Consider the following 12,823-nt stretch of genomic DNA (forward strand, 5'->3'; position numbering starts at 1 on the left):
ACGCATTTCATTGGGCCGGTTTTTATTCCGGCCCGGTTGGTTTACGCGATTTTTAGTCCGTCTTTGTCGAACTTGTGGAGTTTGTCTGCCTGGGGAGTGAGGTAGACTGTGTCGCCGTGTTTGACTGCGAACTCTCCGCTTGCGCGGACGGTGACCATTTCGGCCAGGCCCGTTTCGTGGATGTGCAGGAACGTGTCGGAACCAAGGTGCTCGGCCACGCCTACGACGCCTTTCCAGGTGCCGGTTTCGGTGGACAGGTCCATGTGCTCGGGGCGGATGCCGATGGTGGCCGCGCCGTGTTCGGCTGCGGCAGCGCCGCTGAACAGGTTCATGTTCGGCGAGCCGATGAAGCCGGCGACAAAGGTGTTGCGCGGGTTGCGATACAGCTCCAGCGGGGATCCGACCTGTTCGATATTGCCCGCCCGCAGCACGACGATCTTGTCGGCCATGGTCATCGCTTCGACCTGATCGTGGGTCACATAGATCATCGTGGTGGCCAGCGAGTTATGCAATTCGCTGATTTCCAGACGCATGTTGACCCGCAGTGACGCATCCAGGTTCGACAGCGGTTCGTCGAACAGGAAGGCCGACGGTTCGCGCACAATGGCACGGCCGATGGCGACACGCTGGCGTTGGCCGCCCGACAACTGCCCCGGACGACGGTCGATATAGTCGGTCAGGTTCAGCACCTTGGCGGCGTAGTTCACGCGCCGCTCCTGCTCTGCCGGGTCCATCTTCGCCATTTTCAGCGGGAAGGCGATGTTCTTGCGCACCGACATATGCGGATAAAGCGCATAGGATTGGAACACCATGGCCAGACCGCGCTTGGCGGGCGGCAAGTTCGTGGCATCGGTCCCGTCGATCTTGATCGCGCCCGAGGTCACATCCTCCAGCCCGGCGATCAGCCGCAGCAGGGTGGACTTGCCGCAGCCTGACGGGCCAACGAAGACCACAAACTCGCCTTCGTTGATCTGCAGGTCCAGTGGCGGAATGACATTGACGTCGCCAAAGCTTTTGGTGACTTTTTCGAGTGTTATTTGTCCCATAGTCGTTTCCTCACTTCACCGCGCCAAAGGTCAGGCCACGGACGAGTTGTTTCTGGCTGAACCAGCCAAGGATCAGGATCGGCGCAATTGCCATTGTCGAAGCTGCACTGAGTTTTGCGTAGAACAAGCCTTCCGGGCTGGAATAGCTGGCGATGAACGCGGTGAGCGGGGCCGCCTTGGCCGCGGTCAGGTTCAGCGTCCAGAACGCTTCGTTCCAGGCCAGAATGAAGTTCAGCAGCATGGTCGATGCAATGCCCGGAATGGCCATCGGCGTCAGGATATACAGCACCTCTTGCCTCAGGGCGGCACCGTCCATCCGCGCAGCTTCCAGGATTTCCCCCGGGATCTCGCGGAAATAGGTGTACAGCATCCAGACGATGATCGGCAGGTTGATCAGCATCATCACGATGACCAGACCCGTGCGGCTGTCCAGCAGACCCAGTTCAATGAACAGAAGGTAGATTGGATAGAGCACGCCAACCGCGGGAAGCATCTTGGTCGACAGCATCCACAGCAGGATATCCTTGGTCCGCTTGGAGGGCACAAAGGCCATGGACCAGGCCGCGGGAACCGCGATGATCAAACCAAGGATCGTGGAACCACCGGCGATGATGATCGAGTTCCACAAGAAGCGCATATAGTTCGAACGCTCCATCACGACGGCGTAGTTTTCCAGCGTCCAGTCGAAGTTCAGGAAGATCGGCGGGCTCGCGATCGCCTGCCCTTCGGTTTTGAAGGACGTCAGGATCGTCCACAGGATCGGGAAGAAGATGAGCAAGCCAATCGCCCAGGCGATGGTGGTGTTGATCAGCTTGCGGCGGGGTGTAACAGCTCGTGACATGATCAGTTATCCAGGTTCTTGCCGACGATCCGCATCAGGAAGATCGCCACGATGTTTGCAAGGATAATGGCGTAGACGCCACCGGCGGAGCCAAGACCAATGTTTTGGCTTTCCAGAACACGCTGGAAGATCAGGTACGACAGGGTTCGGGTTCCAAATGCGCCGCCCGTTGTCACCAGGATCTCTGCAAAGACAGCCAGCAGGAAGATCGTCTGGATCAGGATCACGATGGTGATCGCGCGTCCGAGATGCGGAAGGATGATGTAATAAAAGCGCTTGAGCAGTGGAGCACCATCCATTTCAGAGGCTTCCAGCTGTTCCCCGTCCAGCGACTGGATCGCCGTCAGCAGGATCAGCGTTGCAAAAGGCAGCCACTGCCAGCTCACGATCATGATGATCGACGGCATCGCAGCATCAGACATCCAACTGATCGGATCGGCCCCGAAGAACCGCCACAAATGGGCGAACAGGCCGTTCGTCGGATCCATGAACATGTTCTTCCACACCAACGCGGACACGGTCGGCATCACGAAGAAGGGGGCAATCACCAGGATCCGGACAACGCCCTGGCCCCACATCGGTTGGTCCAGCAGCATGGCCAGCAAAATGCCCAGCACCACAGTGATGACCAAAACAGACACCACGATGGTCAGCGTGGTCATGATCGACGGCCAGAAAGACGACGAAGAGACAAATCGGACGTAATTGTCAAATCCGGTCCAGCCCTGATCGCCACCACGCAGCGGCAGATAGGTCCGGAACGAGAACCACAATGTCATGATCAGCGGAACAAGCATCCAGCCCAGAAGCAGAATAACTGCCGGGGCAATCATTATGCGGGCTGCGGATCGGGAAGCTTTGGTTGCCATTGGATGCAACTCCTCATTGCCGGGCGGCGGCACGCGGCGCCCAATCAAATTTCTGTGCAAATTCGAGGAAAACAGATCCAGAGGGCGGATGTACCGCCCCCCGGGTATTCACTGCCGAAGCTTAGCGGTAGCCAGCGGCTTCCATGGTCTCGTTGGTGATCGCCTGCGCCTTCTCAAGCGCTTCTTCGACGGTCTGCTGACCGGCGTAAGCTGCCGAGAATTCCTGGCTGACTTCGGTGGCCATGCCAGCGAATTCGGGGATCGCAACGAACTGGACGCCAACATAGGGAACCGGCTCAACCGTTGGGTTGTTCGGGTCCGCCGCCTGGATCGAGTCCAGCGTCATCTGTGCGAACGGAACTTCCTGGTACTCAGGTGTCGCATACAGCGATGCACGGGCACCCGGAGGCACGTTGGCCCAGCCTTCGTTGGCCGCAACCAGGCCGATGTACTCTTTCGAGGTCGCCCATTCGATGAAGGTTTTGGCAGCCTCTTCGTTCTGGGTGCCCGCAGGGATCGCAAGCGCCCAGGCCCAGAGCCAGTTCGCCTTCTTGGACACACCGTCCTTGTTCGGCGCCAGAGCGAAGCCAACCGAGTCGGCCACGGTCGACTCGTCCGGGTTGGTCACGAAGGACGCCGCAACAGTTGCGTCGATCCACATGCCGCACTTGCCCTGCTGGAACAGCGACAGGTTTTCGTTGAAGCCGTTGGTCGCAAAGCCCTGCGGGCCGGACTCGTTCATCATGTCGACGTAGAAGTTGATCGCTTCGGCCCATTCGGGCTGATCGAACTGGGCAGTCCAGTCTTCGTCGAACCAGCGGGCACCGAATGAGTTGGCCGTGACGGTGATGATCGCGCCGCCTTCACCCCAACCAGCTTTGCCGCGCAGGCAGATGCCGTTGATCTCGTTGTCGCGGTCAGTCATCGCCGCAGCGGCTTCGCGGATGAATTCCCACGTCGGAGCAGTCGGCATTTCAAGACCGGCAGCTTCCATCAGATCCGTGCGATACATGACCATGGAGCTTTCGCCATAAAACGGCGCCGCATAAAGCGTGCCATCGTGGCTCAACCCGTTGCGCATGGCAGGCAGAATGTCCTCGACATCGTACTCGGCAGACATGCCGTCCAGCGGAACAAGCCAGCCGTTGGCGCCCCAGATCGGCGTCTCGTACATGCCGATGGTCATGATATCGAACTGGCCACCCTTGGTGGTGATGTCCGTGGTGACCCGCTGACGCAGCACGTTCTCTTCAAGTGTCACCCACTCGACCTCAATGCCGGTCTGCTCGGTGAACGTATCCGTATAGCCCTGCATACGGATCATGTCGCCATTGTTCACGGTCGCAATCGTGATCGTGTCCTGAGCAAAAGCTGCAGTCGACAACGCGGCAACAGCACACGCGCCCAAAAGCGCATGGGTTCTCTTCGTCATGGTAGTCCTCCCTAAAAATGTGAGCATTAACTCAACATATGAGTAATTGCTCACACAACCATCGATTCCAGTCAAGCCTCTTTCTTGGGCAAGAGGGGGATTGGCAGATAGAAAATGACCGAACTCTAGAGGCGCGCACCAATCGGTTTCACCCCATATCCGACCTACCAAATGCCGGGAGCCAGCGTCGCTAACCTGCATCAAGCACGTGATGAGATGGGCGCATCGCAACAACATCAAGCCAGCATTTTTGGGGGACCGAAGTGTTGGTCACGAATCAAAGTTCGTACACAAAGGAAATCAACGTAACTCTGTGACAGAAACAAGGCATGTAGCAGTAGTCTTGACCACACAGCCTTGGCCTACTGAATTTTCTGGAAACCGCCCCTGACTGGACCGGCCAAGCGTCCAAAGGTCAGACCGAAACAAGCGTTTGGCGCAGCTTTGCGGCTGAATTTCATTGAAGAAGTGTTTTTGCGGCTTGACGGTCGTCGCAGGGTTGCCTAGTCAGCATCGCACTTTGGCGGAGTAGCTCAGTTGGTTAGAGCAGCGGAATCATAATCCGCGTGTCGGGGGTTCAAGTCCCTCCTCCGCTACCAAGTTTTCCTCACATCGAAAAATGAGCGGCCCTGGTTTGCATGCAAGCTCGTTCAAACGTGTTTCGCTTGTTCGGAGTATTCAAGCGATGCTGCCAAGTTTGGTTTGTCAGATTTGGGGCAGCGCTGTTCACGCTTAAGCGGTTCTCATTCGCGGAAGGCCACTGCGCCGCGAGCGTTACCTGGCTCCCCACAACTCATTGGGCGCGAATTATTGGCCAAGGGTACCGCCGGAACGCCACGACCATGGCCCCTCAGTTTCAGCAAGAATATCGGAGTGAGGGGTCTTCCGCCGAATCATTGGTCTTTAACCGCCTCTGCACGTGCGCCACTCCGCCACTGCTTTCTGCGTGATCGCGAGACCCCTGATCAATCCGTTGTCGCAAAACCCACACCGCATACACCGGTTTTGCGCGCAATCATGCCCTCCCCGTCAATGGGATCGCGGCGCATTGGCCCACACGGCTTCGCTCCATACCATCCACAGGATCGCCCCAGCGAACACGGCGGGAACAGAAATTTCTGGGGGCTTAAGGATGATTTCCAACGGGGCTTTAATCGCGGCTCCCCTTCCCCCATTTATGTGTTTACGCTTTCTTAAGATTTTACCTTTCCCACACAGGAGCCTCGGTGCCGATTCTCGCGACGCTTTTTCTTGTTCTGACACTGGGGGCGTCTGCCCTGCAGGCGGCACCGCATTCCATCTCGGGCGCGGCTAAGGTTGTTGATGGCGACACTTTGGTCGTGGCCGGAACTACAATCCGACTGCTGCACATTGATGCGCCGGAATCGGCGCAAAGCTGCGCGGGCCGACCTTGCGGCACAGACGCGACGCGGCATCTGGCAAAACTCATCAGTGGCCAGCCTGTTCGTTGCACTGGGGCCGCTGTCGATGCCTATGGGAGATTGCTTGCTGTGTGCGATGTGGCGGGGCAAGACCTGAATCGCAAGATGGTTCTGGATGGTCACGCGATGGTTTTCCGCAGATTTGGCGACACCTATTCGGCAGAGGAGGCCGATGCGCGCAGCGCAAGGCGTGGCCTTTGGCGCAACGACGACCCGACCCCACCTTGGGAGTTTCGGGCAAAGCGCTGGGACACATCCGTGCGAAATGCTCCGATCAGCGGTTGCCCGATCAAAGGCAACATCAACGCCGAGGGTACGCGAATCTATCACACACCCTATTCGCGCTGGTACGATCGCACCCGCATTTCCACCGCTCGCGGGGAGCGTTGGTTCTGCTCGGAAGCCGATGCATTGGCTGCGGGTTGGCGGGCTGCATACGGATCATAGCCGCACAGTCCGGCTCCAGCGATACATGTCTGGGGCGGACTAAAGGCTAACGCGTGGGAAAAGGCCCCCGGCACAAGGGAAGAAGCTCTTGTGTCTTTGCCCCAAAATACACCCTCAGACACGATTTCAATTTGAACCAGAAATTTGGCAGCAGATTTTTTGCGTTTTCCGCTTGAACCGCGCCGCGCGTGTCGCTAGAGAACCGCTACTCTTCAAGGAGGCGGGCGTAGCTCAGGGGTAGAGCATAACCTTGCCAAGGTTAGGGTCGGGCGTTCGAATCGCCTCGCCCGCTCCAGAAGAGCCGGTTAAGGAAGCGGGCGTAGCTCAGGGGTAGAGCATAACCTTGCCAAGGTTAGGGTCGGGCGTTCGAATCGCCTCGCCCGCTCCAGAAACCGGACCAACCTCCAGACGATCACTCATGCAGACCTTTCCCTGCCGCCCTGCCCCGGCTATAGCGGGACCCATAAGTACGAGGGGCCCATGCGCACAGCGACCATCACCCGCACAACGAATGAAACCGACATTACTGTCACCGTGAACCTTGATGGGACCGGGCAGTATGACAACGCCACCGGCGTTGGCTTCTTCGACCACATGCTCGACCAATTGTCCCGCCACGCACTGATCGACATGACTGTGCGCGCCAAAGGCGATTTGCACATCGACGACCACCACACCGTCGAAGACGTCGGCATCGCTTTGGGGCAGGCAATCCTTGAAGCCATCGGCGACAAGCGCGGCATCGTGCGGTATGGCGCGTGCCTGCTGCCCATGGACGACGCCCAAGTACGGTGCGCTCTGGATCTATCCGGACGTCCTTTCCTGATTTGGAACGTCGATTTTCCAACGGCCAAGATCGGCAGTTTCGACACTGAATTGGTGCGCGAGTTCTTTCAGGCGCTCGCGACCCATGGCGGAATCACCCTGCACGTCGACGCCCTGCATGGGTTCAACAGCCACCACATTGCCGAGGCGGCGTTCAAATCCGTCGCTCGGGCGTTGCGAGACGCGCTTGAAACCGACCCGCGCAAAGCGGACGCCATTCCATCGACCAAGGGCACGCTCTGAACCATGACCACCGTCCTTATCGACTATGATAGCGGCAATTTGCATTCCGCCGAAAAAGCGTTTCAGCGCATGGCGCGCGAAGTCGACGCAGGCCCCGTAATTGTGTCAAGCCGTGCCGAAGACGTCGCAGGCGCAGACCGGGTGGTTTTGCCCGGCGACGGGGCTTTTCCCGCCTGTCTGGCAGGCCTGCGCGACAGAACCGGCCTGTTTGAAGCTATGGTTGAAGCCGTGACCAAGCGAGCCGTCCCTTTCATGGGGATTTGCGTCGGAATGCAAATGCTTGCAACGCGCGGTCATGAATACACACGAACCGACGGGCTTGACCTGATCGGCGGCGACGTGGTGCCGATCACTCCAGCAGACGCGAAAATGAAGGTTCCGCACATGGGGTGGAACGATCTGGTGATCGACGCCCTGCACCCCGTGCTGGAAGGCGTCGCCACGGGCGACCACGCCTATTTCGTGCACTCCTATCAGTTTCAGGTCACCGATCCGGCAACGCGCCTTGCGCATGTTGACTATGGCGGCGACGTAACCGCCATCGTCGCGCGTGACAACGTGATCGGCCTGCAGTTCCACCCAGAAAAAAGCCAAGCCGCCGGGCTGCGGATGATCAGCAATTTTCTGAACTGGGCACCCTGAAAACAGGCGCCCAAGCGGTCACTCCACCCGCACCCACGTCTGGCTGCGGCATATCCCAATGACACAGCCAGACACTTCCAACTGAGCACCGTTGAGCGTCATCTTGGAATTGTACGTCTTGTCACGGTCCGGCGCCCAGATCTTGCCGCCTGCATACGCGCCGCCCCCTTTCGCTTGCATATCCCAGACCAAATTCCGCCCCACGATATCGCTTGCACGGGCGCGACCTTCGCCATCATAGGCCCGAACTAATGTGCCGCACAGCGCGGCACCGCATTGCGCCATCTCCACATGCCCAAACGCCCCGTCATCACCGGGCTGCGTTTGCCACGTCCCCTCAACAGGGTCAGCCATGGCCGCCGCTGCAATGACAACGCCTGTCAGTCCCAAAATCATCGCTTTCAGCATCATGTCCTCCCTGATGTGCCCTTTCGATACCTTGCCGGCCAAAAGCCCCCTCGCAACTGTAACGCTGCGGCGCAAGGCTAGTGGCGCACGGTCGAACAACCGGCCATGACGAGTGCTTTGCACTGACGTTCCTTCCGCCCCTTGGAATCGCGCCCGCCTCATGCCAAACGGTGCGCGCACGATCTGCAATGCGAAAGGCCACCCTATGATCCTCTATCCTGCCATTGACCTGAAGGACGGCCACTGCGTGCGACTGCTGCGCGGCGACATGGACAAGGCCACCGTATTTGGCGAGAATCCGGCGGCGCAGGCGCGGGCATTTCAGGATGCAGGATGCAATTGGCTACACCTTGTTGACCTCAATGGGGCTTTCGCGGGCACGCCAGTCAATGCCGCTGCGGTCGAGGCTATTCTGGCAGAAACGGACATCCCCGCACAGTTGGGCGGCGGAATCCGCGACATGGCAACGATTGAAACCTGGATCGAAAAAGGAATCGCCCGCGTGATCCTTGGCACAGTGGCCGTCGAGAACCCCGATCTGGTGCGCGAAGCCGCAACCGCATTTCCGGGCCGCATCGCAGTTGGTCTTGATGCGCGAAACGGCAAGGTCGCCACGCGGGGCTGGGCCGAAGAAACCGAATTGCTGGTGACTGAATTGGCGCAAAGCTTCGAAGATGCCGGTATCGCCGCCATCATTTACACTGACATTGATCGCGATGGTGCAATGGGCGGGCCGAACATCGCCGCCACAGCCGCACTGGCGCGCGCCGTCAAAGTGCCGGTCATCGCATCGGGCGGCGTTGCATCACTGGACGATCTGGTTGCCTTGCGTGACACAGGCGTGGTCGCAGGAGCCATCTCTGGGCGCGCGCTTTATGATGGGGCTCTTGATCTCAAGGTCGCGCTGGACGCGCTTTCTGGGGCCTGAGCGGCGGCCAGTGCATCGCGCAGATCCAATATCTTGGTGTCACTGGCGACCAATTGCTGACTTTTGACACTGTCAAAGGACGCCTTGCCAATGGGCGTCTTGATCTTAATGTCGAAGCCAACGTTTTCCAACGCGCCGAAAATGCTCGCAGCCCGGCTGGCAAAATGGGTCAGAAACACAAAGGACATGATCAGCGCCAGCGCCGCCAACGCAGCGATCAAGGTCTAAAGAAATTCCCGCAACGCCGCAAAGATCGTCGTGAGCTTTGCCCACCCCTATTTGCCGTTAGGGCAGTTTGGAACGGGCGGCCCCTCTGGGCCCAGAGATTTCGGTCAGGCGTTGAAGAGGAAATGCAGAACGTCGCCGTCCTTGACGGTGTAAGCCTTGCCTTCGACCCGCATCTTGCCGGCTTCCTTCGCGCCCGACTCGCCCTTGAGCGTGACGAAGTCATCATAGGCAATGGTCTCTGCGCGGATAAACCCGCGTTCGAAATCGCCGTGGATCACGCCTGCGGCCTGCGGGGCCAGAGTCCCATTGCGGATTGTCCAGGCGCGCGCCTCTTTCGGGCCGACCGTGAAATAGGTTTCCAACTTCAACAGTTCGTAGCCGGCCTTGATCAACCGGTCGAGCCCAGGCTCCTCCAAGCTGAGATCCTCAAGAAAAACCTCGGCTTCTTCGGCATCAAGCTGGCTGATTTCCTCTTCGATCGCTGCGGAAATCACGACACTGGCCGCGCCTTGCGCCTCGGCCATGGCGGCGACTTTGGCGGAAAACTCGTTCCCCGTGGCCGCAGACCCTTCGTCCACGTTGCAGACGTAAAGAATTGGCTTGGTGGTCAGAAGCTGCAGCATCTTCCACGCTTTCGCGTCGTCGGGGTCGATGTCGACCATACGGGCGGGGCGACCATCTTCCAACGCGACCAGGGCCGCCTTGAGCAGACGCTCTTGCTGAACAGCGTCCTTGTCGCCGCCGCGCACCTTGCGGGTCAGACCCTGAAGCCGCTTTTCGATGCTTTCGATATCGGCAAGCATCAATTCCGTCTCAATGGTCTCGGCATCCGCCACCGGGTCGACGCGTCCATCCACATGGGTCACGTCGTCGTCTTCGAAACAGCGCAGAACATGGGCAATTGCATCTGTTTCTCGGATATTGGCCAGAAATTGGTTGCCCAGCCCCTCGCCTCGGCTTGCGCCTTTGACCAGACCCGCAATGTCGACAAAGGTCATTCGCGTCGGGATGATCTGTTTGCTTCCTGCGATGGAGGCGAGTGTGTCAAGCCGCTTGTCCGGCACCGCAACATCGCCGACATTCGGTTCAATCGTGCAGAACGGAAAATTCGCAGCCTGCGCCGCAGCCGTGCGTGTCAGCGCATTGAACAGGGTCGACTTCCCCACGTTCGGCATGCCGACGATACCCATTTTAAAGCCCATGACGCTCTCTCCTGAAACACGGGCCGCTTCTAGGCCGCACAGAAGCCGGGTGCAAGGCGCAGGCAGAGTTGGCGGCAAACTACCCCGCGTGCCCCTTGTCCATTCGCTTTCCGGCGCGGCCGATCTTGCCTTTTGGCAGCGCATGAGCGACACCCGGCGAAGAACAGATCAGGGGGCGTCATGACACGTATCGACCGCAAATTCGCTGAGCTTAACGCGCAAGGGCGCAAGGCGTTCGTGGCCTATGTCATGGCGGGCGATCCTGATGCCGACACATCAATGGCGTTGATCAATGGCCTTCCGGGGGCTGGCGTCGACATTATTGAAATGGGCCTGCCCTTTACCGATCCGATGGCCGACGGGCCAACGATTCAGCTTGCCGGGCAGCGTGCGCTTGAAGCAGGCCAGACCCTCGACAAGACGCTGGAGATGGCGCGCAGGTTCCGCGAAAACGACGATGCAACGCCGATTGTGCTGATGGGGTATTACAACCCAATCTATTCGCGCGGTGTGGACAGGTTTCTGGAGCAGGCGAAAGCCGCCGGGATCGATGGCTTGATCGTGGTGGACCTTCCCCCAGAGGAAGACGAAGAATTGTGCATCCCCGCTCAAGCGGCCGGAATGAATTTCATTCGACTGGCCACGCCGACCACAGATGACAAACGGTTGCCGAAGGTTCTGCAAAACACGTCCGGTTTTGTGTATTACGTCTCGATTACCGGGATCACGGGCGCGGCTGCAGCGCAGGCCAGCGATGTCGCGCCGGAAGTCGCCCGCATCAAGGCACAGACGGACCTGCCAGTAATTGTCGGGTTCGGCATCCGGACGCCAGACAATGCGCGCGACATTGCCGCTGTGGCAGACGGCGCCGTGGTTGGCACCGCGATCGTGAAGCTGGTAGAAGAAGGTCGCCCTGTTCCAGAGATCCTGGCCTTCGTCAAAGGCCTTGCCGATGGGGCGCACAGCGCCTGACGCGGCACCATGTGACAGGGCGGGGCGCTCCCGCCCGTCTTCAACATCATTTGATGTTTCATCCCGTTGGGCCGCGCAGGCTTCGCCTGCGGGTGTACTTTCGAGCGCCCCAACGCACCCCTTAGCCCCCTCGGCCCCGGACATCCGCCTTCAGCCGGTCTCTTGCAACGCTCGGTCAGGCCTTCATGCGGAACCCGGTTCGAAACCACCGCAAACACAATGCCACGGCACAACTGGTGAACAGCAAAACGACCGGTAGCCCGATCCACGGTGAACTGTCGGATGTGCCGATCACGCCGTAGCGCACCCCATCGATCAGATAGAACACAGGGTTCACATGCGTGATGACCTGCATGGCAGGCGGCAGCCCTTCCACCGAATAGAACGTACCAGACAGAAAACTGAGCGGCGTAATGATGAAGTTGGTGATCGCCGCCATCTGGTCAAATTTATTGGCAAGAATGGCCGCGACAATCCCGAGGCTTCCCATGAAGACACTGCCCAGAACAACATAGACCAGCACCCAAACCGGATGGGCGACGCCTTGCCCGATGAACAGCGCCCCCACGACAAGCAACGCGATTGCAACAAACAGCCCGCGTGAGACGGACCCGGACAGATATCCTGCGACCAACTCGAACGGCGAGAGCGGAGGCATCAGCGTATCAACAATGTTGCCCTGAACTTTGGCGATCATAATGGCAGACGACGTGTTCGCGAAGGCATTCTGGATGACCGTCATCATCAAAATACCCGGTGCGATGAACTGCACGAACGGCACGCCCATGACGTCACCACGCCGCGTCCCAATGGCCAATGAGAAGATCGCAAGAAACAGGCCCGCCGTAATAAGCGGCGCCATCAGTGTCTGCGACCAGACGGCGAGAAAGCGTTGAGTTTCGCGCTTGGCGAGCGTCCTCAGCCCAAGCCAGTTGACCCGCCCAAATCGGCGCACGCCCATTTCCCGTAATTCTGTCATGTTCTGCCTTCCAAATTATCCGTCTACGCCGGTTCGGTCTATGAGGTTTCGGGGCCGACTTTGCATTCTGCCGCCACATCCACGACGGTTCCGTGTGCCCGTGCCTTGTATCCCGGCGCGGGCTGATTAAAATAGGGGTTTGACGAGAAACTCCAAGGGCCGCCTGACGCATCATGTGCACACCGGCCCGCCGCGCACCGAGATACACAAAAAGGCTCCCAATGTCCTGGACCGAAGAACGCGTCGAGACGCTAAAGAAGATGTGGTCGGAAGGCCAGAGCGCAAGCCAAATTGCAAAGGAACTTGGCGGCGTTACCCG

Annotated in this window: 14 protein-coding genes and 3 tRNA genes; 9 read left to right on the forward strand and 8 right to left on the reverse strand. The window is 59.0% G+C overall.

Annotation, left to right across the window (positions count from 1 at the left end; all coding sequences use genetic code 11):
- Positions 1 to 41: 41 nt before the first annotated feature.
- The 4 genes from E2L05_RS18820 to E2L05_RS18835 form a co-directional block, all read right to left on the reverse strand.
- Positions 42 to 1,046 (reverse strand): ABC transporter ATP-binding protein, encoded by a 1,005-nt coding sequence (locus E2L05_RS18820; protein ID WP_133341970.1) that lies wholly within the window; start codon positions 1,044 to 1,046, stop codon positions 42 to 44.
- Positions 1,047 to 1,056: 10 nt separating this feature from the next.
- The gene (locus E2L05_RS18825) at positions 1,057 to 1,887 is read right to left on the reverse strand and encodes a carbohydrate ABC transporter permease (protein ID WP_133341969.1); all 831 of its coding nucleotides are present in this window, start codon (positions 1,885 to 1,887) and stop codon (positions 1,057 to 1,059) included.
- Between the two features lie 2 nt (positions 1,888 to 1,889).
- Positions 1,890 to 2,756 (reverse strand): carbohydrate ABC transporter permease, encoded by an 867-nt coding sequence (locus E2L05_RS18830; RefSeq protein ID WP_133341968.1) that lies wholly within the window; start codon positions 2,754 to 2,756, stop codon positions 1,890 to 1,892.
- A gap of 121 nt (positions 2,757 to 2,877) precedes the next feature.
- Positions 2,878 to 4,188 (reverse strand): ABC transporter substrate-binding protein, encoded by a 1,311-nt coding sequence (locus tag E2L05_RS18835; protein WP_133341967.1) that lies wholly within the window; start codon positions 4,186 to 4,188, stop codon positions 2,878 to 2,880.
- A gap of 522 nt (positions 4,189 to 4,710) precedes the next feature.
- Here E2L05_RS18835 and E2L05_RS18840 point away from each other — a divergent pair.
- From E2L05_RS18840 to hisH, 6 genes are all read left to right on the forward strand, one after another.
- Positions 4,711 to 4,787: transfer RNA gene (locus tag E2L05_RS18840), tRNA-Met, on the forward strand.
- 627 nt (positions 4,788 to 5,414) lie between these two features.
- Positions 5,415 to 6,077 carry a thermonuclease family protein gene (locus E2L05_RS18845; protein WP_243722061.1) on the forward strand — a complete coding sequence of 221 codons (663 nt, stop codon included), beginning with the start codon at positions 5,415 to 5,417 and terminating at the stop codon, positions 6,075 to 6,077.
- Between the two features lie 220 nt (positions 6,078 to 6,297).
- Positions 6,298 to 6,372, forward strand: a tRNA-Gly gene (locus E2L05_RS18850).
- Positions 6,373 to 6,390: 18 nt separating this feature from the next.
- Positions 6,391 to 6,465 (forward strand) — tRNA-Gly (locus tag E2L05_RS18855).
- Between the two features lie 92 nt (positions 6,466 to 6,557).
- Positions 6,558 to 7,145 (forward strand): imidazoleglycerol-phosphate dehydratase HisB, encoded by a 588-nt coding sequence (gene hisB / locus E2L05_RS18860; RefSeq protein WP_133344416.1) that lies wholly within the window; start codon positions 6,558 to 6,560, stop codon positions 7,143 to 7,145.
- Positions 7,146 to 7,148: 3 nt separating this feature from the next.
- Complete coding sequence (gene hisH, locus E2L05_RS18865) at positions 7,149 to 7,787, forward strand: imidazole glycerol phosphate synthase subunit HisH (RefSeq protein ID WP_133344418.1); 639 nt, start codon at positions 7,149 to 7,151, stop codon at positions 7,785 to 7,787.
- An 18-nt stretch (positions 7,788 to 7,805) separates the two neighbouring features.
- Here the strand turns inward: hisH and E2L05_RS18870 are convergent, their stop codons facing one another.
- Positions 7,806 to 8,318, reverse strand: a complete 513-nt coding sequence (locus E2L05_RS18870) for a DUF2147 domain-containing protein (RefSeq protein ID WP_341776763.1) — start codon at positions 8,316 to 8,318, stop codon at positions 7,806 to 7,808.
- An 82-nt stretch (positions 8,319 to 8,400) separates the two neighbouring features.
- On the opposite strand from E2L05_RS18870, the gene hisA reads away from it, so the two are divergent.
- Positions 8,401 to 9,123 carry a 1-(5-phosphoribosyl)-5-[(5-phosphoribosylamino)methylideneamino]imidazole-4-carboxamide isomerase gene (hisA, locus tag E2L05_RS18875; protein WP_133344420.1) on the forward strand — a complete coding sequence of 241 codons (723 nt, stop codon included), beginning with the start codon at positions 8,401 to 8,403 and terminating at the stop codon, positions 9,121 to 9,123.
- Here the strand turns inward: hisA and E2L05_RS18880 are convergent.
- Together E2L05_RS18880 and ychF are read right to left on the reverse strand one after the other, a co-directional pair.
- Positions 9,069 to 9,344: a hypothetical protein gene (locus tag E2L05_RS18880; RefSeq protein WP_133344422.1), complete on the reverse strand. Its 276-nt coding sequence runs from the start codon at positions 9,342 to 9,344 to the stop codon at positions 9,069 to 9,071. The two genes, hisA and E2L05_RS18880, sit on opposite strands and share 55 nt — an antisense overlap.
- Before the next feature lie 111 nt (positions 9,345 to 9,455).
- Entirely contained in the window at positions 9,456 to 10,553 is a 1,098-nt protein-coding gene (gene ychF, locus E2L05_RS18885; protein ID WP_133344424.1) for a redox-regulated ATPase YchF, read from the reverse strand.
- A gap of 180 nt (positions 10,554 to 10,733) precedes the next feature.
- Here ychF and trpA point away from each other — a divergent pair, with 180 nt between their 5' ends.
- Positions 10,734 to 11,525 (forward strand): tryptophan synthase subunit alpha, encoded by a 792-nt coding sequence (trpA, locus tag E2L05_RS18890; protein ID WP_133344426.1) that lies wholly within the window; start codon positions 10,734 to 10,736, stop codon positions 11,523 to 11,525.
- Between the two features lie 175 nt (positions 11,526 to 11,700).
- On the opposite strand, the gene E2L05_RS18895 is transcribed toward trpA, so the two are convergent.
- On the reverse strand, positions 11,701 to 12,504 hold the full coding sequence (locus tag E2L05_RS18895) for an ABC transporter permease (protein ID WP_243722062.1): 804 nt from the start codon (positions 12,502 to 12,504) through the stop codon (positions 11,701 to 11,703).
- A 221-nt stretch (positions 12,505 to 12,725) separates the two neighbouring features.
- On the opposite strand from E2L05_RS18895, the gene E2L05_RS18900 reads away from it, so the two are divergent.
- The coding region (locus E2L05_RS18900; protein ID WP_279512646.1) for a GcrA family cell cycle regulator at positions 12,726 to 12,823 on the forward strand (98 nt) is incomplete at its 3' end.

It is taken from the genome of Meridianimarinicoccus aquatilis (assembly GCF_004358675.1).
In the GTDB taxonomy this organism is placed as follows: Bacteria; Pseudomonadota; Alphaproteobacteria; order Rhodobacterales; family Rhodobacteraceae; genus Meridianimarinicoccus; species Meridianimarinicoccus aquatilis.

Coding starts and splice junctions, on each gene's coding strand:
- E2L05_RS18820 (WP_133341970.1), bottom strand. CDS start 1,046: ATGGGACAAATAACACTCGAAAAAGTCACCAAAAGCTTTGGCGACGTC.
- E2L05_RS18825 (WP_133341969.1), bottom strand. CDS start 1,887: ATGTCACGAGCTGTTACACCCCGCCGCAAGCTGATCAACACCACCATC.
- E2L05_RS18830 (WP_133341968.1), bottom strand. CDS start 2,756: ATGGCAACCAAAGCTTCCCGATCCGCAGCCCGCATAATGATTGCCCCG.
- E2L05_RS18835 (WP_133341967.1), bottom strand. CDS start 4,188: ATGACGAAGAGAACCCATGCGCTTTTGGGCGCGTGTGCTGTTGCCGCG.
- hisB (WP_133344416.1), top strand. CDS start 6,558: ATGCGCACAGCGACCATCACCCGCACAACGAATGAAACCGACATTACT.
- hisH (WP_133344418.1), top strand. CDS start 7,149: ATGACCACCGTCCTTATCGACTATGATAGCGGCAATTTGCATTCCGCC.
- hisA (WP_133344420.1), top strand. CDS start 8,401: ATGATCCTCTATCCTGCCATTGACCTGAAGGACGGCCACTGCGTGCGA.
- ychF (WP_133344424.1), bottom strand. CDS start 10,553: ATGGGCTTTAAAATGGGTATCGTCGGCATGCCGAACGTGGGGAAGTCG.
- trpA (WP_133344426.1), top strand. CDS start 10,734: ATGACACGTATCGACCGCAAATTCGCTGAGCTTAACGCGCAAGGGCGC.
- E2L05_RS18895 (WP_243722062.1), bottom strand. CDS start 12,504: ATGACAGAATTACGGGAAATGGGCGTGCGCCGATTTGGGCGGGTCAAC.